Raw genomic sequence first — 24197 nt, 5'->3', positions numbered from 1 at the left:
GTTCCGACATGCAATTGATCTGGCTGCGCTGCGACTTGCGCCTACATGACAACACCGCTTTGGCCGCCGCCGCTGCGCGCGGGCCGACGGTGGCCGTGTACCTGCTGAGTCCGCAGCAATGGCTGGAACATGACGATGCCCCGTGCAAGGTCGACTTCTGGTTGCGCAACCTCACCGTCCTGAGCCAAAGCCTCGCCGCGCTGAATATTCCGTTGCTGATTCGCACCGCGACGCATTGGGATCAGGCGCCCGCGCAACTGCTGAAACTGTGCAAGGAACTAGGAATTCAGGCAGTCCACGTCAACGAGGAATACGGTGTCCATGAAAGCCGCCGCGACGCCGCCGTCAGCCAAACCCTGAAAGCCGCAGGCATCGAATTCCATAGCTACCTCGATCAGTTGCTGTTCAAACCCGGCACCGTGCTGACCAAGACCGACACCTATTTCCAGGTGTTCAGCCAATTTCGCAAGGTCTGTTACGAACGCCTGCACCGCTCGTTGCCAGCGCTGATCAAGGCACCCGGCAAACAAGCCGCGCTGCACGTCGACAGTGATCCGATTCCCGCATCGATCAAGGGGTTCGCCACGCCGAGCGAAACCCTGCAAGCGCTGTGGCCGGCCGGTGAAGACGAAGCCCGGCACCGTCTCGACAGCTTCACCGACGCGCAAATCGACTATTACCAGAGCGAGCGCGACTTCCCGGCGAAACCTGGCACCAGCCAGCTTTCTGCTTATCTGGCGGCCGGGGTGATCTCGCCGCGTCAGTGCCTGCATGCCGCGCTGCACAGCAATCAGGGCGAATTCGAAAGCGGCAAGGTCGGCGCAGTTACCTGGATCAACGAGCTGCTCTGGCGCGAATTCTATAAACACATTCTGGTCGGTTATCCGCGGGTCTCGCGCCATCGCGCGTTTCGCCCGGAAACCGAAGCGCTGGCCTGGCGTGACGCGCCGGCCGAACTGGCCGCCTGGCAAGAGGCGCGCACCGGTCTGCCGATCATCGACGCAGCCATGCGCCAATTGCTCGAAACCGGCTGGATGCACAATCGCCTGCGCATGGTCGTGGCGATGTTTCTGACCAAAAACCTGCTGATTGACTGGCGCGAAGGCGAGCGTTTTTTCATGCGGCATCTGATCGACGGCGATCTGGCGGCGAACAACGGTGGCTGGCAGTGGAGCTCCTCGACCGGCACCGACTCGGCACCGTACTTCCGGATTTTCAATCCGCTGAGCCAGTCGGAAAAATTCGACAGCGAAGGCCTGTTCATCAAGCACTGGCTGCCGGAGCTGAGCGGCCTGAACAAGAAAGACGTGCACAACCCGGCCAAACTCGGCGGTTTGTTTGGCGTTGCTGATTATCCAGCGCCGATCGTCAACCTCAGCACCTCGCGCGAGCGTGCTCTGGCCGCGTTCAAGAACCTGCCGTCGCGCCTGCCCGCCGGAGGCCGTGATGAGTGAGTTCCTGTACCGCTTCGCCGGGCAATTTTCCACGTTGAACAAAGACAACCTGGACCGCCTCGGCGAGCTGTACAGCCACGACATTCATTTCACCGACCCGCTGCACGAAGTGCAGGGCCTGCAACAGTTGCGCGATTACTTCAACGAGCTGTACGCCAACGTCAGCGAGCTGCGCTTCGATTTTCACGGTTACGACCAGATCGCGGACGGCGAAGGCTACTTGCGCTGGGTCATGAGTTATCGCCACCCGCGTCTGGCGAGCGGGCAAGTGATTCGCGTCAGCGGCTGCTCGCATCTGTTGTGGCACGACAAGGTTTATCGCCATCGGGATTATTTCGATGCCGGGGCGCTGCTGTATGAGCATTTACCCGTATTGGGCCGGGTCATCGCCTGGCTAAAAAGGAGAATGGGATGAGTCGTACACCTCCACGGCGTTATTGGCTGACCGGTGCCAGCAGTGGCATCGGCGCGGCACTGGCTGAGGAAATTCTGAAAACCGGCGCGCATTTGGCGGTCAGTTCGCGGCAGATTGCGCCGCTGAAAGTCTTGTCGCAACGCTATCCGGGCCAAGTGCTGGTGGTACCCGGCGACCTGACCAACAGCCAGACCGTGCGCGAGATCGGCGAGCAGATCGCCGAAGACTGGGGCTCGCTGGATTCGGTGATCCTCAACGCCGGCACCTGTGAGTATGTCGACGCGAAACAGTTCGACTCATCGATCATCGAGCACGTGGTGCGCACCAATCTGCTCGCCAGCAGCTACTGCATCGAAGCAGCCCTGCCCCTGCTGCGCAAAGGCACCGCGCCGCATCTGGTCGGTGTTGCCAGTTCGGTGACTTACCTGCCGCTGCCACGCGCCGAAGCTTATGGCGCGTCGAAGGCCGGCCTGCGTTATCTGTTCGAATCACTGCGCATTGACCTGGCCGACGAAGGCATCGAAGTCACCGTGGTCAGCCCTGGTTTTGTCGATACGCCGCTGACCGCGAAAAACGATTTCCCCATGCCGCTGAGCTGGCCTGTGGATAAAGCCGCGCGGCACATCTTCGCCAAACTCAAGGACCGACCACTGGAGATCGCCTTTCCGGCGCTGTTCATGGCTGCGCTGTGGCCTCTGTCGAAGCTGCCGTCGCGTGTGCAACTGGCGATCGGCAAACGCATGGTGCGCAAATCTCCGCCATTGACGGACCCGACATGAAAATCGCCATTATCGGCAGCGGCATCGCCGGGCTGACCTGCGCCTACCTGCTCAATCGCCGCCACGACATCACGGTGTTCGAGGCCAGCGACTGGGTTGGCGGCCACACGCATACCGTGCCGGTGACGGTGAACGGGCGTGACTATGCGCTGGACACTGGTTTCATCGTATTTAACGACTGGACGTATCCAAACTTCATCCGCTTGCTCGGGCAACTGGGCGTGGCGTTCAAACCGACCGAGATGAGTTTCTCGGTCAGCGATCCCGACACCGGTCTGGAATACAACGGCAACAATCTCAACAGTCTTTTCGCCCAGCGCAGCAATCTATTGTCGCCGGGGTTCTGGGGCATGTTGCGCGACATTCTGCGCTTCAACAAAGAAGCCCAGCGCGACCTGCTCGAACTGCGCATCGCCGCCGATACCACGCTGGACGAATACCTCAAGGCCGGCGGCTACAGTGAGCGTTTCATCCTGCATTACATCGTACCGATGGGCTCGGCGATCTGGTCGATGTCGATGGCGGAAATGCTCAATTTCCCGCTGCAGTTCTTTGTGCGCTTTTTCAAAAATCATGGACTGCTGTCGGTCAGCGACCGTCCGCAATGGCAGGTCATCGAGGGCGGTTCGAGCGCCTACATCGCGCCGCTGACCGCTTCGTTCAAGGAACGGATTCGCACCCATTGCCCGGTGACCCGCGTCGATCGCGACACCCATGGCGTGGTCACTCACAGCCCGGCCGGCATCGAGCACTTCGACCGCGTGGTGTTTGCGTGCCACAGCGATCAGGCACTGAAACTGCTGGCGACACCGAGCGATGCCGAACGGGCGATCCTCGGCGCCCTGCCGTACGCCGACAACGAAGTGGTGCTGCACACCGACACGCGCCTGCTGCCGACACGCAAACTGGCGTGGGCGAGCTGGAACTACCGGCTCAGCGGCGCCGGCCACACCCACGCGGCCGTCACCTACGACATGAACATTCTTCAAGGCATTCAAAGCGACACGACGTTTTGCGTAAGCCTCAACCAGAGCGCCGGTATCAGCCCGGACAAAGTGCTCGCCCGTTACACCTACGCGCACCCGCAATTCAGCCTCAACGCGGTGGCGGCACAGCAGCGCTGGGGCGAACTCGACGGCGCGCAGCACACGCATTATTGCGGCGCGTATTGGGCCAACGGTTTTCACGAGGACGGAGTGGTCAGCGGTTTGCGCGTGGCCGCCGCGTTCGGGGAAACCCTATGAACAGCGCCCTGTACAGCGGCTGGATCGGCCACCGGCGTTTTTCGCCGCGTCGCCATGAATTCCGCTACCGCATCGGCTTGCTGTACCTCGACCTGAGCGAGCAGGACGCGGTTCTCGCCCTGTCGCCGCTGGCCGGCCGCAGTCGCTTTGCAGCGTTTTCATTCCGCGAGACCGACTACCTCAAGGCCTTCACCGGCCAAGGCATGCGCCTGATCGATGCCGTGCGCCAGCAGGTCGGCGCAGCCATCGGCCATGAGCCGCAGGGTTCGATCTGCCTGCTGACCCAGGTGCGCAGCTGGGGCTTGTCGTTCAATCCGGTCAGTTTCTTTTACTGCCATGAGGCGGACGGGCAACTGGCGGCGATTGTCTGCGAAGTCACCAATACGCCGTGGCGCGAGCGCTATCACTACGTGTTGCCGGCGCGCGCACCGCTGAGCCTGGACGATTTTCATCAGCACTTCGCCGTGGCCAAAGCTTTTCATGTGTCACCGTTTTTGCCACGCGATGTCGAATACCGCATGAGCTTTAGCCCCGCCGCGCAAAACCTCGGCGTGCACATGGCCGACTGGCAGGGCGAGCAGAAACTGTTCGACGCCACGCTCAATCTGCAACGCGAACGCCTCGATCGCCACAGCCTGCACCGTTACCTGCGACGTTTCCCGTGGATGACCGCAAAAACCGCTTTGGCCATTTATTGGCAGGCGCTGCGCCTGTTACTCAAGCGCGCGCCGATTTTCACCCATCAGACTGCCGACGGCAGCTTTCAAACCGCCACTGTGTCTCCCAAGGAGCACCGCCATGAAATCCTCTAGTCTGTCGGCCGGTTGGCTCAGCACCAACGGTTTGACCGGTTCGCTGTTGCGCCGTGGCGTCTTGCGCCAATTGAGCCTGCTTAAACACGGACAACTGCTGGTGATCGAGGATGGCGAACGCCTGCTGTTCGGCACTCCGGGCAGCACGCTGCTGGGGGAAATCCACGTCAACGATCCTGCGCTGTGGGGCATGGTCGCCGGCAACGGTTCGATTGGCGCTGGCGAAGCGTTCATCCACGGCTATTGGAGTTCGCCGGATCTGACCGCGGTGGTGCGCGTGTTCGTCAGCAACCTCGACGTGCTCGATGCAATGGAGGGCGGCCTGGCACGCATCAGTCGGCCGTTGGTGCAAGGCCTGCACTGGCTCAACCGCAACACTCGCAAGGGTTCGCAGAAGAACATCGCTGCACATTACGACCTGGGCAACGACCTGTTCGAGCAGTTTCTCGACCCGACCATGATGTACTCGGCCGGGCAATTCCTGCGCCCCGACGACAGCCTCGAACAGGCGCAACTGAACAAACTGCAGCGCATCTGCCAGAAGCTTGCCTTGCAACCCGACGATCACTTGCTGGAGATCGGCACCGGTTGGGGCAGCATGGCGCTGTACGCGGCGCAGCACTACGGCTGCCGCGTGACCACCACGACCCTGTCGAAAGAGCAGTACGCCTTTACCGCGCAACGCATCGAACAATTGGGCTTGCAGGATCGCGTCACCCTGCTGTTGCAGGACTATCGCGACCTCACCGGGCAGTACGACAAACTGGTGTCGATCGAGATGATCGAAGCAGTCGGCCATCGCTTCCTGCCGACCTACTTCAAGCAGTGCGCGCAGTTGCTCAAGAGCAACGGGCTGATGCTGATCCAGGCCATCACCATTCGTGAGCAGCGCTACGAACAGGCCTGCCGTAGCGTCGATTTCATCCAGCGCTACATTTTCCCCGGCGGCGCCTTGCCCAGCGTGCAGAAGATGCTCGACGTGGTCAGCCGCGACACCGACATGAACCTGCTGCACATGGAAGATTTCGGCTTGCACTACGCGCGGACCCTGCGCCTGTGGCATGAAAACTTTCGTCAGGCCCACGGCCGTTTGACCGAGCTGGGCTATGACGATTATTTCCTGCGCTTGTGGGAGTTCTACTTGTGCTACTGCGAGGGCGGTTTCCTCGAGCGCGCGATTGGCACGGCGCAACTGCTGCTGGCCAAACCGGCGGCGATCACCGCGCCGCTGCTTGGACGCTTCGATGCTTAAAAATGTCGCCAACGCCGTGCTGTTTCAGCTCGGCTGGCTGACCTGCGTATTAGGCGGCAACAGTCTGTGGTTGCTGCTGGCATTGGCGGTGCTGGTGATTCATCTGCGCTGGCTCAGCAGTTGGGCGACCGAGGGCCGTCTGGTGCTTAGCGTGGTGATTGTCGGTACGGCGCTGGACAGTGTTTTGCGTGCGCTGAGCGTGTTCGAGTTCAGCGACCCGTCGCCGCTGATTCCGCTGTGGCTGATGTTGCTCTGGGCATTGTTGGCGACGACGTTGCGCCATTGTCTGCAATGGAGCGCTCGGCCGTGGTGGCTGGCCAGCGCGCTGGGGGCAGTCGGTGGTGCACTGTCGTATTACGCGGGAGGGCGCCTGGCCGGGGTGCAATTTCCTTACGGCGATTGGCCGACGTTGATTGGCATCGGTGTGCTCTGGGCGTTTGTATTTCCGTTGCTGCATGTCATGGGCCGGCGCCTGGCGCAGTGAGCGTCTGTCAGCGCTTTCACACGCACAGCGGCCGCTGCCTTACACTGGCGCCATGAAAACCATTCCTCACCAACAAATCGCCGAACCGGCGGTCACCTGCTCGACCTGCGCAGCCTGCTGCTGCCAGCTCGAAGTCATGCTGATCACCGACACGGGCGTGCCTGAGCGTTTTATCGATACCGATGAGTGGGGCGGCGAAGTGATGCTGCGTCTGGACGACGGCTGGTGCGCGGCGCTGGATCGCGACAGCATGATGTGCACGATCTACGAAAAACGCCCGCTGATCTGCCGCGAATTCGAGATGGGTGCACCGGAGTGCATTGAGGAACGGCGCGGCATCGCCACCGCCTACCGCTGACTTCAGGTACATCCAAAAACCAATGTGGGAGCGAGCCTGCTCGCGGAGGCTGTTTCATGTTCAACGAAGATGTTGAATGAAATAGCGCTTTCGCGAGCAGGCTCGCTCCCACAAGGGTTCAGGCGTCTAGCGGTTACAGCGGCATCGTGTAATGCAGCGCGTAACTCTCTACGCCATCGTTGTCGCTGGACAGGCCGGCGTTGGAATAGTGCGTCGCGCGAATCCCGACTTCATGGCCGCCATTGAAACGCAGGCCGAAACCGATGCGGTCCTCGAACTGGAAGGAGCCGCCGAGTTTGTTGCTTTCATATTCGGTGTTGGAGAAGAACGCCGCACCGATACCCGCTTCAACGTACGGTTTGACCGACTGGCCGGCAAATTCGTAAACGAATACCGGCGAGAACGACAGGCTGTTGTTGCTCGACGTCTTGTCACCTTCCCAATAGGTGTAAGCGCCGCTCCAGTAGCCGGTCAGGCGACCAACGTCGCTCTGCAGCCAGCTCTTGTCCCAGTCGAAATTCATGCCTAAGCGATAAGTCATGGTCGAATCGCTGGTACCGCCAACGGCGAATTCAACGCCAGCGGCTTGTGCAGAAATGCTTTGCCCCATCAGTGCGGCCGCAATCGCGGCCAAGCAGAATAGTCGCTTCACTTTGAAACTTCCTTTTCCGGAACGATCGTTTGGTTTTTAGTTGCTGCTGTCGCTATAGAAATCTGCGCTCGAACAGAAGTTCAGCTTATTTCGACTTATTTCACATTTTTTTTACAAGTCGAAGTTTTGCACATCAGCAGCGGGTTGGCCCAGCAGCGGCAGGATTTTTCTGAAGGACAGCGGATCGGCGCTGGTCCAGAACTTCACAGGCTGGCTTGGGCCTGCAGCAAGCAGATCACGCTCACCAAGCAACCGTTGCAGTTGCCGGGCCACCGCCGCGCCGGTGTCGATCAGGCTGATATCGTCGCCGATCATCGTCTTGAGCAGCGATTTCAGGAAGGGATAGTGCGTACAGCCAAGAATGATTGTGTCGCAGCCCTGAGCCAATAATGGCGCGACGTAACCTTGCAGCAACACGCGCAATTGCGGGCTGTGCAAGTCACCGTTTTCAATCAGCTCGACCAGCCCGGGGCACGGCTGGGTGATGACTTTCACGTCGGCGGCGAAGCGATCAAGCAGCGCGGCGAACTTGGCGCTCTGCAAGGTGCCCGTGGTGGCGAGTACGCCGACCACACCGCTGCGGGTCGCGGCGGCGGCAGGTTTGACCGCCGGTTCCATGCCGACAATCGGCCAATCGGGGAAATCCCGGCGCAGGTCGGCCACGCCGGCCACGGTCGCGGTGTTGCAGGCCAGCACCAACGCCTTGGCGCCCTGCTCGCGGAAAAACCCGGCCATCGCACTGCAGCGCTGGCGGATGAATTCCGGGGTTTTCTCACCGTAAGGAATGTGCCCGCAATCACCAAGATAGAGCAGCGATTCATTGGGCAGCAAGCGCTGGATTTCCGCCAGTACCGACAAGCCGCCGACACCGGAATCGAACACGCCGATCGGCGCTTCACGCATGGTGCGACCCACAGACGCTGCAGCCCGGATCACGCTTGACGCGCAATTCGCGGAAACGCGAACCGAGCGCATCGATCAGCAGCAGGCGCCCCACCAGCGGCTCGCCGAAACCGACAAGCATCTTCAACGCTTCAAGTGCTTGCAGGCTGCCGACCACACCGACCAAAGGCCCGACCACGCCCGCTTCGCTGCAAGTCAATTCAGTTTCGCTGCCATGCCCATACAGGCAGTGATAACACGGGCTCTCCGCACGCCGCGGATCGAACACCGACAACTGCCCTTCCAGGCGAATCGCCGCGCCGCTGACCAGCGGTTTGCCCGCTGCCACACACGCCGCATTGACCGACTCGCGGGTGGAAAAGTTATCCGAACAGTCGAGCACCAGATCCACCGCCGTCACCGCGGTTGCCAGAGAGTCTTCATCGAGCGCCTGACGGTGGGCAATCAATTGAATCTCGGGATTGATCGCGCCCAAGCGCTTGAGCGCCGAATCGACCTTGCTCATCCCGACACTGTCGGTGTCATGAATGATCTGTCGTTGCAAATTGGTCAGGTCGACGGTGTCGAAATCCGCCAGATGTAATGCACCGACACCGGCGGCGGCCAAATACAACGCCACCGGAGCACCGAGACCGCCGAGGCCGACAATCAGCACGCGACTGTCCTTGAGCTTCAGTTGCCCGTCGATGTCGATGTGTTGCAGCAGAATCTGCCGGCTGTAGCGCAGCAATTCCTGATCATTCAGCACGGCAGACGCCCCAGACTGATGCGTTGATGACCACCGAGATCGGTGCGGCTGTGAACCTCGGTAAACCCACGGGTCAGCAGCAGATCGCGCACCGCTTCGGCCTGATCATAGCCATGTTCGAGCATCAGCCAGCCACCAGCCTCGAGATGATCTGGCGCCTGGGCGACGATCAAACGTAGATCGTCGAGACCGTCTTCACCGGCCACCAGCGCACTGGCGGGTTCGAAGCGTACATCGCCTTCGACCAGATGCGGATCGGCCGCCGCAATGTAAGGCGGGTTGCTGATGATCAACTGGAAACGCTGACCGGCCAGCGCGCTGAACCAGTGGCTGCTCAGCACCGTAGCGTTGTTCAAGTGCAGGCGCTGGCGATTGCGCTCGGCCAGCGCGACGGCTTCGAGTACGCGATCCACGGCAGTCACTTGCCACGCCGGGCGTTCGCTGGCCAAGGCCAGGGCGATGGCACCGCTGCCGGTGCCGAGGTCGAGCACTTTTGCCGGGGTCGAAGGCAGCAGTTCCAGCGCCGCTTCCACCAGCAATTCAGTGTCGGGGCGCGGGATCAGCGTGTGCGGCGCCACTTCCAGATCGAGTTTCCAGAAGCCCTGCTGACCCAGAATGTAGGCCACCGGCTCGCCGCCACGGCGGCGTTGCAGATACTCGGCAAAAGTCAGCGCCGCCTCGCTCGGGACGATGCGCTCGGGCCAGGTGTGCAGAAAGCTGCGCGATTTGCCCAGCGCTGCGGCGAGGAGCAATTCGGCGTCCAGACGCGCCGTCGGCGAATCCGGCAGTTCAGCGGCGCGCAACAGGCTGGCGATGATGGTCATTTATTCACCTATCGCCGCGAGCTGGTCCGCCTGGTATTCGGCCAGCAACGGCTCGATCACCGCTTCCACGCCACCGGCAAGAATTTCATCCAGCGAATACAGGGTCAGGTTGACGCGATGGTCGGTGACCCGGCCCTGCGCATAGTTGTAGGTGCGGATGCGCTCGGAACGATCGCCGGAACCGACCAGCAGTTTGCGCTCGCTGGCAATCGCGTTGGCCGCCGCGGCGTTTTGCTGATCATTGAGTTTGGCCGACAGCCAGGCCATCGCCCGCGCACGGTTCTTGTGCTGGGAACGTTCTTCCTGGCACTCGACCACGGTGCCGGTCGGTATGTGGGTGATGCGGATCGCCGAGTCGGTGGTGTTGACGTGCTGACCACCGGCCCCGGAGGAGCGGTACGTGTCGACGCGCAAATCCGCCGGGTTGATTTCGATGGCTTCGCGCTCATCCGGCTCTGGCAATACCGCCACGGTGCACGCCGAGGTATGAATCCGGCCCTGGGATTCGGTGGCGGGTACGCGCTGTACGCGGTGCGCGCCGGACTCGAACTTCAGCTTGCCGTAAACGTTGTCGCCTTCAATGCGCGCGATGACTTCTTTGTAGCCGCCGTGTTCGCCTTCGTTCTCCGAGAGGATCTCCACACGCCAGCCACGGCGTTCGGCGTAACGCGAGTACATGCGAAACAGGTCGCCGGAGAAGATCGCCGCCTCGTCGCCACCGGTGCCGGCGCGAATTTCCAGGAACACGTTGCGGCCATCGTTGGGATCCTTGGGCAGCAACATGCGCTGCAGGTCGGATTCCAGAGTAATCAGCAATTCCTTGGCTTCGCGGACTTCTTCCACGGCCATTTCGCGCATGTCCGGGTCGCTGTCCTTGAGCAGCGCCTGTGCGCCTTCAAGATCGCTTTGTACGCCGAGCAGCTTTTTATACCCCTGCACGACCGGCTCGAGTTCGGCGTATTCCTTGGAATAGGCGCGAAACTTCGTCTGATCGGAAATGACTTCGGCGTCGCCGAGCAGCGCGGTCAGTTCCTCGAAACGGTCCTGGAGGGTGTCCAGCTTGTTGAGCAGTGACGCTTTCATTGCGGTTTTTTATCCGAAAAACTATCCGGTGAGCCCTCAAGGGCAAAGAGTTCCTGGGCCATGGCCAGCGCATCGAGGCGGCCTTCGGCAGACAGCTTTTTCAACTGCACGCTGGGTGCATGCAGCAATTTGTTGGTCAGACCTCGGGCCAGTTGCCCGAGCACATCTTCGGCGTTGCCGCCGTTGGCCAGCAGCCGCAGGGCCTTTTGCAGTTCTTCGTCGCGCAGGCGTTCGCTCTGTTGACGATAGGCCTTGAGCACGTCGACAGCCGCCAGTTCACGCAGGCGCACCATGAAATCGTCGGCGCCGACCGATACCATTTCTTCCGCCGCCTGAGCCGCGCCCTGGCGGCTCTTGAGGTTTTCGGCGACGACTTCGTGCAAGTCATCGACGCTGTACAGGTAAACGTCGTCCAGCTCGCCGACTTCCGGCTCGATATCGCGCGGAACGGCGATATCGACCATGAAGATCGGTTTGTGCTTGCGCAGCTTCAGCGCACTTTCGACCGCGCCTTTGCCGAGGATCGGCAACTGACTGGCGGTCGAGCTGATAACGATATCGCTGCGCACCAGCTCCGCCGGAATATCCGACAGCAGCACCGCATGCGCACCAAACTGCTCGGCCAACAGGCTGGCACGTTCCAGCGTACGGTTGGCAACGACGATGCGCTTGACGCCAAGCTCATGCAAATGCCGGGCGACCAAAGTGATGGTCTCGCCGGCGCCGATCAACAAGGCCTGGCTGCGCTGCAGGTCGCTGAAAATCTGCTTGGCCAGGCTGACCGCGGCAAACGCCACCGACACCGGGTTTTCGCCGATCGCGGTGTCGGTGCGCACCTGCTTGGCGGCATTGAAGGTGGCTTGAAACAGCCGCCCCAGCAACGGGCCGATGGTGCCGGCTTCGCGAGCTACGGCGTAAGCCGATTTCATCTGGCCGAGAATCTGCGGCTCGCCCAATACCAGCGAATCGAGCCCGGAGGCCACGCGCATCATGTGACGAACGGCCGCATCGTCTTCATGCACATAAGCACTGGCGCGCAGCTCATCGAGACTGAGCTTGTGATAATCGGCCAGCCAGCGCAGCACGATATCCGCCGACAGCTGATCCTGTTCTATATACAGCTCACTGCGATTGCAGGTGGAGAGGATCGCGGCTTCGCGGCTGTCGGTCAGTCGGCAGAGCTGCTGCAAGGCCTCCACCAGCTGTTCTGGCGTAAAGGCCACGCGCTCGCGGACGTCTACGGAAGCAGTCTTGTGGTTGATACCGAGTGCAAGGAAGGCCATTCAAGGTCGCTGGTGGTGACGTGAAGCCGGCAATTGTCCTACTTCGAAAGATCCAGAACAACTACCGCTGACTATTGTCCCAATTGTCGGCCCCTATAATGGCCACAATCGAGACTCGGTTATGTTTGGCCGAAGGCTTGTGTCATGATGATCCGACCGCAGGTTTAGCCGTCCTCTTCCTATATGAATAGATCTTCCGCGTTGCTCCTCGCTTTTGTCTTCCTCAGCGGCTGCCAGGCCTTGGCTCCCGTTTCGCCGAGCGGCACGCCGTCGGTCGAAGACACCACGCCCGCCCCCGAAAAGCCCAAGGTCTACGGCTCGTTCAGCGAGGAAACCGTTTTCAGCCTGTTGAGCGCCGAACTCGCCGGCCAGCGCAATCGCTTCGACATTGCCCTGGACAACTACGTGACCCAGGCCATCAATACGCAAGATCCGGGCATTTCCGAGCGTGCGTTTCGCATCGCCGAGTACCTGGGCGCCGATCAACCGGCCCTCGATACCGCGCTGATCTGGGCGAGAAACGCTCCGGACGATCTCGAAGCACAACGCGCCGCCGCCGTGCAACTGGCACGCGCCGGGCGTTATGACGACTCCATGGTGTATATGGAGAAAGTCCTGCAGGGCAAGGGCGACACCCATTTCGATTTTCTCGCGCTGTCGGCCGCCGACACCGATCAGGAAACCCGCAACGGTCTGATGAAAAGTTTCGACCGTTTGCTGCAGCGCCATCCGAACAACAGCCAGCTGATTTTCGGCAAGGCCTTGCTGCTGCAACAGGACGGTGACAACAAAGGCGCGCTGGCCCTGCTCGAAGACAATCCGCCGGAAGACGGCGAGATCGCGCCGATTCTGCTGCGTGCACGCTTGTTGCAAATCCTCAACCGTGGCGACGAAGCGCTGCCGCTGTTGCAGAAAAGCATCAAGAAATACCCGGACGACAAGCGCCTGCGCCTGACTTACGCGCGCATGCTGGTTGAACAGGACCGCATGGACGATGCCAAGGCCGAGTTCTCAAGCCTCGTCCAGCAATACCCGGAAGACGACGAACTGCGTTATTCGCTGGCGCTGGTATGCCTGGAAGCCAAGGCCTGGGACGAGGCCAAGGGTTATCTGGAAGACCTGATTGCCCGTGAAAGCCACGTCGATTCGGCACATCTGAACCTCGGTCGTATCGCCGAAGAACGCAACGACCCCCAAGGTGCACTCATCGAGTACGCCCAGGTCGGCCCGGGCAACGACTATCTGCCGGCGCAATTGCGTCAGGCCGACATTCTGATGAGCAACGGCAAGACCGCTGAAGCACAGAGAAAACTCGGCGCTGAACGTGACGAACAACCGGATTACGCGATCCAGCTGTTTCTGATCGAATCGGAAACCCTGTCGGCCAACAAACAGGACGACAAGGCCTGGACGGTTCTGCAGCAAGCGCTGGTGCAATACCCGGACGACCTGAATTTGCTTTATACCCGCGCGATGCTCGCGGAGAAACGCAATGATCTGGCGCAAATGGAAAAAGACCTGCGACTGATCATCAAGCGTGACCCGGACAACGCCATGGCGCTCAACGCGCTGGGCTACACCCTGTCCGACCGTACCACCCGCTACACCGAAGCGAAAACCCTGATCGAGCAGGCCCACCAGATCAATCCGGAAGACCCGGCAGTCCTCGACAGCCTCGGCTGGGTGAATTACCGCCTGGGCAATCTGGACGACGCGGAGAAATATCTGCGTCAGGCACTGGAGCGCTTCCCCGATCACGAAGTCGCCGCGCACCTGGGTGAAGTGTTGTGGGCCAAAGGCAATCAACGCGAAGCCAAACAAGTGTGGGGCAAGTTCCTCAAGGACCAGCCCGACAGCACCATTCTGCGCAGCACCATCAAGCGCCTGACCGGATCCGAGACTCTTTAACCCATGTTCTTGCGCCACGTCATTGTATTCAGCTTCATCGCCCTGCTCGCCGGCTGCTCGGGTTTTGGTACTCGCGAATCGGTCGAGGGCCACGGCAGCCCAGCTCAATGGGCCGCCAACAAACAACAACTGACCGCCCTCGATGGCTGGCAGATCGACGGCAAGATCGGCATCCGCGCCCCGAAGGATTCCGGCAGCGGCACGCTGTTCTGGCTTCAGCGTCAGGACTATTACGACATCCGCTTGTCCGGCCCGCTGGGTCGTGGCGCGGCACGCCTGACCGGGCGCCCGGGCAAGGTTTCGCTGGAAGTCGCCAATCAGGGCCGCTACGAAGCGCAGTCCCCGGAAGCCCTGCTCGAAGAGCAACTGGGCTGGAAACTCCCGGTATCGAACCTGGCTTGGTGGGTGCGTGGCCTGCCGGCTCCCGAAAGCAAAAGCCGCCTGAATCTGGACGCCGACAGCCGTCTGGCCAGCCTCGAACAGGATGGCTGGAAAGTCGAATACACCGCTTACACCCAACAGAATGGTTACTGGTTGCCCGAGCGCATCAAGCTGCACGGCACGGACCTCGACGTGACGCTGGTGATCAAGACCTGGCAACCGCGCAAGCTGGGGCAGTAATCAATGACCGCTGCACGCCTGACCCTGCCCTCGCCGGCCAAACTCAACCTGATGCTGCACATCCTCGGTCGCCGCGCCGACGGTTATCACGAATTGCAGACGCTGTTTCAATTTGTCGATTACGGCGATGAAATCACTTACGCCGTGCGCGATGACGGCGTGATTCAACTGCACACCGAGTTCACCGGCGTGCCGCACGACAGCAACCTGATCGTGCGCGCGGCGAAAATGCTCCAGCAACACTCCGGCTGTACGCTCGGTATCGACATCTGGATCGACAAGGTGCTGCCCATGGGTGGCGGCATAGGTGGCGGCAGTTCGAATGCGGCCACAACATTGCTCGGCCTCAATCACCTGTGGCAGCTGGGCTGGGATGAAGATCGCCTCGCCGCGCTGGGCCTGACGCTCGGCGCCGACGTGCCGGTTTTCGTGCGTGGCCACGCGGCGTTCGCCGAGGGTGTGGGCGAGAAACTCACCCCGGTCGACCCGGAAGAACCGTGGTATCTGGTGCTCGTGCCGCAAGTCTCTGTTAGTACGGCAGAAATTTTTTCCGATCCTTTGTTGACACGTAACACCCCGCCCATTAAAGTGCGCCCCGTTCCCGAGGGAAACAGTCGAAATGACTGCTTGCCGGTGGTTGCAAGGCGTTATCCAGAAGTACGTAACGCATTGAATTTGTTAGGTAAATTTACCGAAGCAAAACTCACCGGAACTGGAAGTTGTGTGTTTGGGGGCTTCCCAAGCAAAGCTGAAGCTGATAAAGTCTCGGCCCTTCTGACAGAGACCCTTACAGGGTTTGTAGCCAAAGGCAGCAACGTTTCGATGTTGCACCGCAAGCTGCAAAGTCTGCTCTAAAGGAACCAGGTGCTCGGCACTTGATGCAACAGATACAGGGGCGTCGCCAAGCGGTAAGGCAGCAGGTTTTGATCCTGCCATGCGTTGGTTCGAATCCAGCCGCCCCTGCCATTTTCTCTACTCATCCAGGTTACCCTCAGCCTCTAGGTACTGCGCGTGTCCAAGATGATGGTCTTTACGGGGAACGCTAACCCCGATCTGGCTCGGCGTGTCGTACGTCAGCTGCATATCCCTCTCGGTGACATCTCTGTCGGCAAGTTTTCCGACGGCGAAATCACAGCCGAGATCAATGAAAACGTTCGCGGTAAAGACGTCTTCATTATTCAGCCGACTTGCGCTCCGACCAACGATAACCTGATGGAACTGGTAGTGATGGCTGATGCCTTCCGCCGCTCCTCGGCTACTCGTATCACTGCTGTTATTCCTTATTTTGGTTATGCCCGTCAGGATCGCCGTCCGCGTTCCGCACGTGTAGCTATCAGCGCGAAAGTCGTCGCTGACATGCTTACCGTAGTCGGCATTGACCGTGTTCTCACGGTTGATTTGCATGCTGACCAGATTCAGGGCTTCTTCGATATTCCGGTAGATAATATCTACGGCTCCCCGGTTCTGGTGGATGACATTGAAGATCAGCGCTTCGAAAACCTGATGATCGTGTCCCCGGACATTGGTGGCGTCGTGCGTGCACGGGCTGTTGCCAAGTCGCTGGGTGTCGATCTCGGGATCATCGACAAACGCCGTGAGAAAGCCAATCACTCTGAAGTGATGCATATCATCGGTGATGTCCAGGGGCGTACCTGTATTCTGGTTGATGACATGGTCGATACCGCTGGCACCCTGTGCCACGCGGCCAAGGCCCTGAAAGAGCATGGCGCAGCCAAGGTCTTTGCCTATTGCACACACCCTGTGCTGTCGGGTCGGGCCATCGAGAATATCGAAAATTCCGTGCTGGACGAGCTGGTGGTGACCAACACCATCCCGCTGTCCGCTGCAGCACAAGCCTGTGCGCGTATCCGTCAACTGGATATCGCACCGGTTGTTGCCGAGGCGGTTCGCCGCATCAGCAATGAAGAATCGATCAGCGCGATGTTCCGTTAAGGGCCCTGCCCTTCGCGAAATGTCTCGTTGACGAAAAGCGCCCCGCCCCGGCATCTCTGCCGGGGCGGGGCTTTTTTGCCCATACCGTGTTCGGCGCTGGTCGCAAACGCCACGCGGTCATGGCTATTTTGGAGATACAAAATGAACGATTTTACTCTGAATGCTGAAGTGCGTTCCGACCTGGGGAAAGGTGCGAGCCGCCGCCTGCGTCGTCTCGCAAGCCTGGTTCCAGCTGTAGTTTACGGTGGCGACAAAGCCCCTGAATCCATCAGCATGCTGGCCAAAGAAGTTGCCAAACTGCTCGAAAACGAAGCGGCTTACAGCCACATCATCGAGCTGAACGTTGGTGGCACCAAGCAAAACGTCATCATCAAGGCTCTGCAGCGTCACCCGGCCAAAGGCCACGTGATGCACGCTGACTTCGTACGCGTTGTTGCCGGCCAGAAACTGACCGCCATCGTGCCTGTGCACTTTGTTGGCGAAGAAGCGCCAGTGAAGAAAGGCGGCGAAGTTTCGCACGTTGTTGCTGAAATCGAAGTGACCTGCCTGCCGAAAGACCTGCCTGAGTTCATCGAAGTCGACCTGTCGAAAGCAGAAATCGGCACCATCATTCACCTGTCGGACCTCAAGGCTCCTAAAGGTGTTGAGTTCGTTGCTCTGGCACACGGCGATGACAAGGCTGTTGCCAACGTCCACGCTCCACGTGTTGCTGCAGAACCTACCGAAGAAGGCGCAGCAGAGTAATTCACTCTGTCTAGCCTGAGTGAGCAAGTAACATCGCGGACTGGAACGTAGCGAGAAAGCGGGCGAGAACGCGGAGTTTACATTCATGGTAAATGAGCATTTTTCGTCCACTTTCGCCGCTGTCACAGATTGCGGCGATGTTATTCACCACTCAAAGGAAGGGCCCCTATCGTGACTGCCATCAAACTGATCGTTGGCCTGGGAAATCCAGGCGCTGAATACGACCAGACCCGGCATAACGCAGGGGCCCTTTTTGTTGAGCGTATCGCCCACGCCCAGAACGTGAATCTGGTGGCCGATCGCAAATATTTCGGCCTGACCGGGCGCTATTCGCATCAGGGTCAGGATGTTCGTCTGCTGATCCCCACGACCTACATGAACCGCAGCGGCCAGGCCGTGGCGGCACTCGCCGGTTTCTTCCGCATCAAGCCTGAAGAAATCCTCGTGGCGCACGACGAACTCGACCTGCCTCCGGGCGTTGCCAAGCTCAAGCAGGGCGGCGGCCATGGCGGTCACAACGGGTTGCGCGACATCATTGCGCAACTGGGTAATCAGAATACGTTCTACCGCCTGCGGCTTGGCATTGGCCACCCGGGCGTTGCCAGTATGGTTTCAAATTTCGTCCTGGGTCGTGCGCCACGCGCCGAACAGGAAAAACTCGATGCCAGCATCGACTTTGCCCTCGGCGTGCTGCCGGATATCCTCGCCGGAGAATGGAACCGCGCGATGAAAAACCTGCACAGCCAGAAGGCCTGACTTTTACCCGAGGGGAAACACCATGGGATTCAATTGCGGCATCGTCGGCCTGCCTAACGTCGGCAAGTCCACCCTGTTCAACGCCCTGACCAAATCCGGTATCGCGGCCGAAAACTTCCCCTTCTGCACCATCGAGCCGAACAGCGGCATCGTGGCGATGCCGGATCCGCGCCTGCAAACACTGGCGGAAATCGTCAATCCCAAGCGCATCCTGCCGACCACCATGGAATTCGTCGACATCGCAGGCCTGGTGGCCGGCGCGTCGAAAGGTGAAGGTCTGGGCAACAAGTTCCTGGCCAACATCCGCGAAACCGACGCTATCGCTCACGTGGTGCGCTGCTTCGAAGACGACAACGTGATCCACGTGTCCAACAGCGTCGACCCGAAACGCGACATCGAAATCATCGACCTGGAACTGATCTTTGCCGACCTCGACAGCTGCGAGAAGCAACTGCAGAAAGTCGCGCGCAACGCCAAGGGCGGTGACAAGGACGCCGTGGTTCAGAAGGCTTTGCTCGAGCAACTGATCGCGCACTTCACCGAAGCCAAGCCGGCACGCAGCCTGATGAAGAACATGAGCGCGGATGAGAAAGCCGTGATCAAGGGCTTCCACCTGCTGACCACCAAACCGGTCATGTACATCGCCAACGTGGCTGAAGACGGCTTCGAGAACAACCCGCACCTGGACGTGGTCAAGGCCATTGCCGAAGAAGAAGGCGCCATGGTCGTTCCGGTGTGCAACAAGATCGAAGCGGAAATCGCCGAGCTCGACGACGGCGAAGAAAAGGACATGTTCCTCGAGGCCTTGGGCCTGGAAGAGCCTGGCCTGAACCGCGTGATCCGCGCCGGCTACGAAATGCTCCACCTGCAGACCTACTTCACCGCTGGTGTCGAAGAAGTCCGCGCCTGGACCGTCAAGGTCGGTGCCACCGCCCCACAGGCCGCTGGCGTGATCCACACAGACTTCGAAAAAGGCTTCATCCGTGCCGAAGTCATCGCCTACAACGACTTCATCCAGTACAAGGGCGAAGCCGGCGCCAAAGAAGCTGGCAAATGGCGCTTGGAAGGCAAGGATTACATCGTCAAGGACGGCGACGTGATGCACTTCCGCTTCAACGTCTAAGCAACACCCGCACAAGAAAAAGCCGCGTTTGATACGCGGCTTTTTTGTGCCTGAAATTTATAGCCCAACACATTTCCCTGTAGGAGTGAGCCTGCTCGCGAAAGCGTTTTATCAGCTACAGATGTTCTGACTGACAAACCGCTATCGCGAGCAGGCTCACTCCTACAATTGAATCTGTGTGGAGTCAGACCTTCCTGGTGCGCGGCAGGAAGATCGCCAGCACGCCGAACAATGGCAAAAACGAACACAGGAAATACACGTACTCGATCCCATGTATATCCGCCAGATGCCCGAGCAACGCCGCACCGATCCCGCCAAAACCGAACATCAGGCCGAAGAAAATCCCGGCTATCATCCCGACATTGCCCGGCACCAATTCCTGCGCGTACACCACGATCGCCGAAAACGCCGAAGCCAGAATGAAGCCGATCACCACGCTGAGCACGCTGGTCCAGAACAGGTCGACGTGAGGCATCAGCAAGGTGAACGGCGCCACGCCGAGGATCGAAAACCAGATCACTGCCTTACGGCCGATCTTGTCGCCGATCGGCCCGCCGAAGAATGTCCCCGCCGCTACCGCGCCGAGAAACAGGAACAGGTGCAACTGCGAGCTGGCCACCGACAGGTCGAATTTCTCGATCAGGTAAAAGGTGAAATAGCTGGTGAGGCTGGCCATGTAGAAATACTTGGAAAACACCAACAGCCCCAGCACCACGAGCGCAGTGGTCACCTTGCCCTTCGACAGTCCGTGCGTCGCAGCCTGGCCGGCCTTGAGCTTGAACAGGTTCAAGTGATGGGCGTACCAGCGACTGATGCGGTACAGCACGAATAGCGCAAACACCGCGAACAGGCCGAACCACGCGACGTTGCCCTGACCGAACGGAATGATGATCGCCGCCGCCAGCAGCGGGCCAAATGCGGAGCCGGCATTACCGCCGACCTGAAAGGTCGATTGCGCCAGACCGTAACGCCCGCCCGAGGCCAGGCGCGCAATCCGCGACGCCTCTGGATGGAACGTCGAAGAACCGATGCCGATCAGTGCCGCCGCCAGCAGAATCAACGGAAAGCTGCCGACCATCGACATCATCACAATGCCGATCAGCGTGCAAATCGAACCGGCCGGCAGCAGCCACGGTTTCGGGTGTCGATCGGTGTGATAACCCACCCACGGCTGCAACAGCGACGCGGTCAACTGGAAGGTCAAGGTGATCAGGCCGACCTGGGTAAACGTCAGGCCGTAATTAGCCTTGAGCATCGGGTAGATCGACGGCAACACTGACTGGATCAGGTCGTTGATCAAATGCGCCAGCGCCACCGCGCCGATGATGCGCATCACCAGTGGGCTGCTTTGCGGAGCAGCAGTCGCCGAGGCAGCGGCGGTCTGAACGTTGCTGATAGCCATGGAATTTTCCGGACAGCAGAGGGGTGCCCGCAGGCAGGTGCGTCAATGTGCCATTTTTCGGTGCGTCTGCGCTATCCCCTTAGCCAGCTAACTAACTGACGGGTCGTCGACTGCAAGGTGATAGCGCAACGCCATGGTCTGAATCTTGCCTTGCTTCTCTGCTTGAACGCGGTCGCCTTACAAAGGCGACCGACAATGGGAAGTTTCGCTACAGAGCCGGCCTACAGAGCGGGCGAGAGTGAACTTTCGAGGCCTTTTAGCAGGGCACAACATCCAGGTCGAACGACCGCGATGCACGCCAATGGTGCGTGGTGTCCAGGGGAGTCATGGGGCATGCAGGCTTTTCTTTCGCCGGGAATCAAATTGCTGGGGCGATTCGGTTTCGCACGTAAATTCCAATTGTTGTTTCTGCTGTTCATTCTGCCGTTGGCCGGTAGCCTGTTGATGATCGGCCAGGACTATCGCGAAAAGCTCAACCTGATCTCCGGCGAACGCGCCGGCGTGCGTCAGTTGCTGGCGCTGGATGCGCTCGATAACCTGCTTGCCGCGCAACGGGACCGTGCCGCCCGGTGGCGCGCCACAGAAACCAACCGGCAACCGACGCCAGCCACACTGGCGGCCATGGCCGCGTTCGACGCGGTACAACCTGCCGTGCTGCAAGCCACTACCGATCTGGGCACCGCGCTGCAAAACGAAGGTGCCGAAGGCGAAACGCTGACGCGTTATCAAGCACTGCAAACCACCCTCGCCAGCCTGGATTCGAAAAGCCTGAGCAGCGTCGGTTGGTGGCCGGACGGTTACGACCGCTTTACCAACGCGCTCAGCGCCTTGCAAGCGTTGCGCGAGCAGATCGTCATGGACAATCGCCTGACCCTTGCACCGTGGCTGGAAACCTATCTGCTGACGCAGATCTCGACCCAACACGCGCCGGACCTGATCGAACGGGTAGGCCGTCTGGCTGCCGTTGGCCAAGCCTCGGTCGTCTCCGGCCAATTCACTCTGCAAAGCCGCTTGCAATTGCGCGACCTGCGCAGCCGCATCGGCGACGCCCGCGAGCAACTGGTCAAAACTGCCACGCTGCTTGAAGCACGCCTGCCGACAGACCAGCAGAGCTGGGCCAGCCAGTACCATGACAGCCTCAAACACCTCGACAGCGGCTTGAAAGTGCTCGACGACGGCGTGTTCGGCGGCAGCATCAATCTGAAACCGGAAGACTTCGAGCGCAGCCTCGACGCTCTGCTGACCGATCTCGCGTCTTTGCGCCAGCAATCGCTGGTGTCGCTGGATCAACGGCTCGACGCGTATCACAGCTCGGCGATCCATCAGTTCATCCTGGTCGCGGCGATCTTCGGTTGCCTGCTGCTGGCCGCGCTGTACCTGTTCATCTGCCTGCAAGCCTCGATCCGTCACAGTGCCAGCGGCATCACCCTGCTCGCCGAAGCCCTGCGTGACGGTAACCTGAGCCTGCAAGTGCCGGTGGTTGGCCGTGACGAGCTGGCGGCCATCAGCACCGCGCTCAACGTGGCCGTGGTGCAATTGCGCAGCAGCATGCTCGGTGTCGATCATGAGACCTCGCAACTGAGCAACGCGGTGCGTAGCCTCAACGATCATTCCAGCGGTGCGCTCAGCGAAGTCGAGGCGCAGCAATTGCAGATCAGCCAGATCGCCGCAGCGGCCACACAACTGGCCGCAACCTCGCAAGGCGTGGCGCAGAGTTGCGAACAGGCTTCCGGCAGCGCCCAGCATACCCGGCGCATCGCTGCCGACAGCAGCCGCGACAGCCAGCGCACCACGGCGAGCATTCAGCAGCTCAATCAGCGCTTGAACGAAACAGCCGCGGCATTGGGCCGGGTCAGCGAACAAGGCCAGCAGATTCAACTGGTCGTCGACACCATTCGTGGCGTCGCTGAGCAAACCAATCTGCTGGCACTCAACGCGGCCATCGAAGCCGCACGTGCCGGTGAACAGGGCCGTGGCTTTGCCGTCGTTGCCGACGAAGTGCGCAGCCTGTCGCAACGCACCCAGTCGTCCACCGCACAGATCGCCGGGACCGTCGACAGCCTGCGCGCCACGGTCAACGAAGCGGTGAGCCTGATGGAAGCCGCCTGCGGGCAGGCTCAATCGGATGCCGCCGCCGTCATCGGCCTCGGCGAACGCCTGGGCGAAATTGCCAGCGCCGTGCAGAGCGTCACCGACACCCTGGCGCAGATCGCCACCGCGGTTGAGGAGCAGGCGAGTACCGCCGATGAAGTCAGCGGCAATATCCAGCAGGTCGATCAGGCGGCAATGCGCTTGCTCGAAGGCGCACGGGCAGTGAACGTTGCGGCGGACACCTTGAGCCAGGGCAGCCAAGCCTTGAGCGCCAATACCGCCAGATTCCGCCTGCGCTGACACCCTCCCCGCCCCCGATTTTCGGGGCCGGAGGATAAGCGGTTGAAAATAAGAAGAAATATTTTGGATTTACGCTTGACGCTTTTCCATTTCAGGGGAATAATGCGCGCCACTTGGCTACATAGCTCAGTTGGTTAGAGCATAGCATTCATAATGCTGGGGTCCGGGGTTCAAGTCCCTGTGTAGCCACCAAGTACTAAAAACGGCTTACCGAAAGGTAGGCCGTTTTTTTATGCCCGAGATAAACCGGCCTGCTTCTGTCCTCACAGAGTCATGGGTTTCGATCGTGCCTCGGTAATGGCTAGTAATCGGCGCTTGGCAAAAAGCAGCCAAGCTGCCCCGCTTACGCTCCCGGCTCGATAAGGCCCGCGAGGAATCGCTAAATAGATTTGATATTGGGCCCCGAAGGTTGGCGTTGTAGGGTGGGCTCGGGTGAGAACAAAAAGCCCGGCGCTAAGCCGAGCTTCGGTTCAAATGCTGGTGGACTGCATATCGTTGTGAAAACTGAGCTGTTCAGGATTAGCTTCGATATTGAAAAGGGATCTGGCCAGAATGCCGACTGATCCAGCTCTGCGGTAAATCTGCTTATCATGAGTCCAGATTTCTTTTGCGCCAGCCGCCACCGAAATAGCTAAAATCTGCCGATCATATTTTAGCTTAGCCATCTTGGAGTCAGGATCGAGTTGCTTCATTTCCTTGTTGCTAACCAACATGGCGCACTCAATTGCGGCCAATTGATCAAATGAAGACACCTCAATGCATTTAACGCCATTGATGATATCCAGATGTTTTTGATAGCTGTCACGGCTGATACCCATCAAGTACTCGGCCAATACCGGCGCAGGAATAACGACAACGCCCTTGATTGCCTCTATTCGCTCAACAAGCGCCTGAGCCCGCATAAAAGCATTATCAACGGCTTGATCCGTCTCAGGATCACGAAGTTCTTTAGCGCCTTCGTTTTGCATGATCTGGACCAGGATGTTTGTATCAACGACGATTTTCAAT

At 59.8% G+C, this 24197-nt stretch carries 24 protein-coding genes and 2 tRNA genes; 18 read left to right on the top strand and 8 right to left on the bottom strand.

The window, feature by feature from the left end:
- The first annotated feature begins 8 nt into the window (after positions 1-8).
- The 8 genes from phrB to V6F91_RS15765 are packed head-to-tail and all read left to right on the top strand — an operon-like array spanning position 9 to position 6798.
- Positions 9-1454, top strand: coding sequence for a deoxyribodipyrimidine photo-lyase (gene phrB / locus V6F91_RS15800; protein WP_332766725.1), 1446 nt, complete (start codon positions 9-11; stop codon positions 1452-1454).
- Positions 1447-1869, top strand: a complete 423-nt coding sequence (locus V6F91_RS15795; protein WP_093098393.1) for a nuclear transport factor 2 family protein — start codon at positions 1447-1449, stop codon at positions 1867-1869. Before phrB ends, V6F91_RS15795 begins: the two co-directional genes overlap by 8 nt.
- Positions 1866-2648: an SDR family NAD(P)-dependent oxidoreductase gene (locus tag V6F91_RS15790; RefSeq protein WP_208939792.1), complete on the top strand. Its 783-nt coding sequence runs from the start codon at positions 1866-1868 to the stop codon at positions 2646-2648. Before V6F91_RS15795 ends, V6F91_RS15790 begins: the two co-directional genes overlap by 4 nt.
- A complete protein-coding gene (locus tag V6F91_RS15785) occupies positions 2645-3892 on the top strand; it encodes an NAD(P)/FAD-dependent oxidoreductase (RefSeq protein WP_332765978.1) in 1248 nt (415 codons plus the stop codon). The genes V6F91_RS15790 and V6F91_RS15785 overlap by 4 nt, the downstream gene beginning before the upstream one ends.
- Positions 3889-4704: a DUF1365 domain-containing protein gene (locus tag V6F91_RS15780; protein WP_332765976.1), complete on the top strand. Its 816-nt coding sequence runs from the start codon at positions 3889-3891 to the stop codon at positions 4702-4704. The genes V6F91_RS15785 and V6F91_RS15780 overlap by 4 nt, the downstream gene beginning before the upstream one ends.
- Entirely contained in the window at positions 4691-5956 is a 1266-nt protein-coding gene (locus V6F91_RS15775; RefSeq protein ID WP_332765974.1) for a cyclopropane-fatty-acyl-phospholipid synthase family protein, read from the top strand. Before V6F91_RS15780 ends, V6F91_RS15775 begins: the two co-directional genes overlap by 14 nt.
- Entirely contained in the window at positions 5949-6440 is a 492-nt protein-coding gene (locus tag V6F91_RS15770; RefSeq protein WP_332765972.1) for a DUF2878 domain-containing protein, read from the top strand. The genes V6F91_RS15775 and V6F91_RS15770 overlap by 8 nt, the downstream gene beginning before the upstream one ends.
- 52 nt (positions 6441-6492) lie before the next feature.
- Positions 6493-6798, top strand: a complete 306-nt coding sequence (locus tag V6F91_RS15765) for a YkgJ family cysteine cluster protein (RefSeq protein WP_090286229.1) — start codon at positions 6493-6495, stop codon at positions 6796-6798.
- A 133-nt stretch (positions 6799-6931) separates the two neighbouring features.
- On the opposite strand, the gene V6F91_RS15760 is transcribed toward V6F91_RS15765, so the two are convergent.
- From V6F91_RS15760 to hemA, 6 genes are all read right to left on the bottom strand, one after another.
- Positions 6932-7450: an acyloxyacyl hydrolase gene (locus V6F91_RS15760; protein WP_024014291.1), complete on the bottom strand. Its 519-nt coding sequence runs from the start codon at positions 7448-7450 to the stop codon at positions 6932-6934.
- Positions 7451-7561: 111 nt separating this feature from the next.
- Entirely contained in the window at positions 7562-8353 is a 792-nt protein-coding gene (gene murI, locus V6F91_RS15755; RefSeq protein ID WP_332765968.1) for a glutamate racemase, read from the bottom strand.
- Positions 8346-9101: a molybdopterin-synthase adenylyltransferase MoeB gene (locus V6F91_RS15750; RefSeq protein ID WP_332765966.1), complete on the bottom strand. Its 756-nt coding sequence runs from the start codon at positions 9099-9101 to the stop codon at positions 8346-8348. The genes murI and V6F91_RS15750 overlap by 8 nt, the downstream gene beginning before the upstream one ends.
- Positions 9095-9925 (bottom strand): peptide chain release factor N(5)-glutamine methyltransferase, encoded by an 831-nt coding sequence (prmC, locus tag V6F91_RS15745; protein WP_332765964.1) that lies wholly within the window; start codon positions 9923-9925, stop codon positions 9095-9097. Before prmC ends, V6F91_RS15750 begins: the two co-directional genes overlap by 7 nt.
- Complete coding sequence (gene prfA / locus V6F91_RS15740) at positions 9926-11008, bottom strand: peptide chain release factor 1 (RefSeq protein WP_332765962.1); 1083 nt, start codon at positions 11006-11008, stop codon at positions 9926-9928.
- A complete protein-coding gene (hemA, locus tag V6F91_RS15735) occupies positions 11005-12291 on the bottom strand; it encodes a glutamyl-tRNA reductase (protein WP_093098369.1) in 1287 nt (428 codons plus the stop codon). The genes prfA and hemA overlap by 4 nt, the downstream gene beginning before the upstream one ends.
- 183 nt (positions 12292-12474) lie before the next feature.
- Between hemA and V6F91_RS15730 the strand changes: the two genes are divergently transcribed.
- The 8 genes from V6F91_RS15730 (at position 12475) to ychF (ending at position 19396) form a co-directional block, all read left to right on the top strand.
- Positions 12475-14199, top strand: coding sequence for a tetratricopeptide repeat protein (locus V6F91_RS15730; RefSeq protein WP_332765956.1), 1725 nt, complete (start codon positions 12475-12477; stop codon positions 14197-14199).
- A gap of 3 nt (positions 14200-14202) precedes the next feature.
- Entirely contained in the window at positions 14203-14820 is a 618-nt protein-coding gene (gene lolB / locus V6F91_RS15725; RefSeq protein ID WP_332765954.1) for a lipoprotein insertase outer membrane protein LolB, read from the top strand.
- A 3-nt stretch (positions 14821-14823) separates the two neighbouring features.
- Positions 14824-15675, top strand: a complete 852-nt coding sequence (gene ispE, locus V6F91_RS15720; RefSeq protein ID WP_332765952.1) for a 4-(cytidine 5'-diphospho)-2-C-methyl-D-erythritol kinase — start codon at positions 14824-14826, stop codon at positions 15673-15675.
- Between the two features lie 36 nt (positions 15676-15711).
- Positions 15712-15786: transfer RNA gene (locus V6F91_RS15715), tRNA-Gln, on the top strand.
- A 45-nt stretch (positions 15787-15831) separates the two neighbouring features.
- Entirely contained in the window at positions 15832-16773 is a 942-nt protein-coding gene (locus tag V6F91_RS15710; RefSeq protein WP_090286249.1) for a ribose-phosphate pyrophosphokinase, read from the top strand.
- 141 nt (positions 16774-16914) lie between these two features.
- The gene (locus tag V6F91_RS15705) at positions 16915-17517 is read left to right on the top strand and encodes a 50S ribosomal protein L25/general stress protein Ctc (RefSeq protein WP_110602994.1); all 603 of its coding nucleotides are present in this window, start codon (positions 16915-16917) and stop codon (positions 17515-17517) included.
- A 171-nt stretch (positions 17518-17688) separates the two neighbouring features.
- Positions 17689-18273: an aminoacyl-tRNA hydrolase gene (pth, locus tag V6F91_RS15700; protein ID WP_008079560.1), complete on the top strand. Its 585-nt coding sequence runs from the start codon at positions 17689-17691 to the stop codon at positions 18271-18273.
- 22 nt (positions 18274-18295) lie between these two features.
- Positions 18296-19396 (top strand): redox-regulated ATPase YchF, encoded by a 1101-nt coding sequence (gene ychF / locus V6F91_RS15695; protein WP_332765943.1) that lies wholly within the window; start codon positions 18296-18298, stop codon positions 19394-19396.
- A gap of 184 nt (positions 19397-19580) precedes the next feature.
- On the opposite strand, the gene V6F91_RS15690 is transcribed toward ychF, so the two are convergent.
- On the bottom strand, positions 19581-20798 hold the full coding sequence (locus V6F91_RS15690) for an MFS transporter (RefSeq protein WP_332765941.1): 1218 nt from the start codon (positions 20796-20798) through the stop codon (positions 19581-19583).
- Between the two features lie 333 nt (positions 20799-21131).
- Here V6F91_RS15690 and V6F91_RS15685 point away from each other — a divergent pair, with 333 nt between their 5' ends.
- Positions 21132-23189 carry a methyl-accepting chemotaxis protein gene (locus V6F91_RS15685; RefSeq protein WP_332765939.1) on the top strand — a complete coding sequence of 686 codons (2058 nt, stop codon included), beginning with the start codon at positions 21132-21134 and terminating at the stop codon, positions 23187-23189.
- 115 nt (positions 23190-23304) lie between these two features.
- Positions 23305-23381, top strand: a tRNA-Met gene (locus V6F91_RS15680).
- 278 nt (positions 23382-23659) lie between these two features.
- Here V6F91_RS15680 and V6F91_RS15675 read toward each other — a convergent pair.
- A complete protein-coding gene (locus V6F91_RS15675; RefSeq protein WP_332765937.1) occupies positions 23660-24196 on the bottom strand; it encodes a type II toxin-antitoxin system VapC family toxin in 537 nt (178 codons plus the stop codon).
- Between the last annotated feature and the right edge of the window lies 1 nt (position 24197).

It is taken from the genome of Pseudomonas koreensis (assembly GCF_036668835.1).
Taxonomy (GTDB): domain Bacteria; phylum Pseudomonadota; class Gammaproteobacteria; order Pseudomonadales; family Pseudomonadaceae; genus Aquipseudomonas; species Aquipseudomonas koreensis_I.
This window is presented reverse-complemented; position numbering and strand designations above follow the sequence as displayed.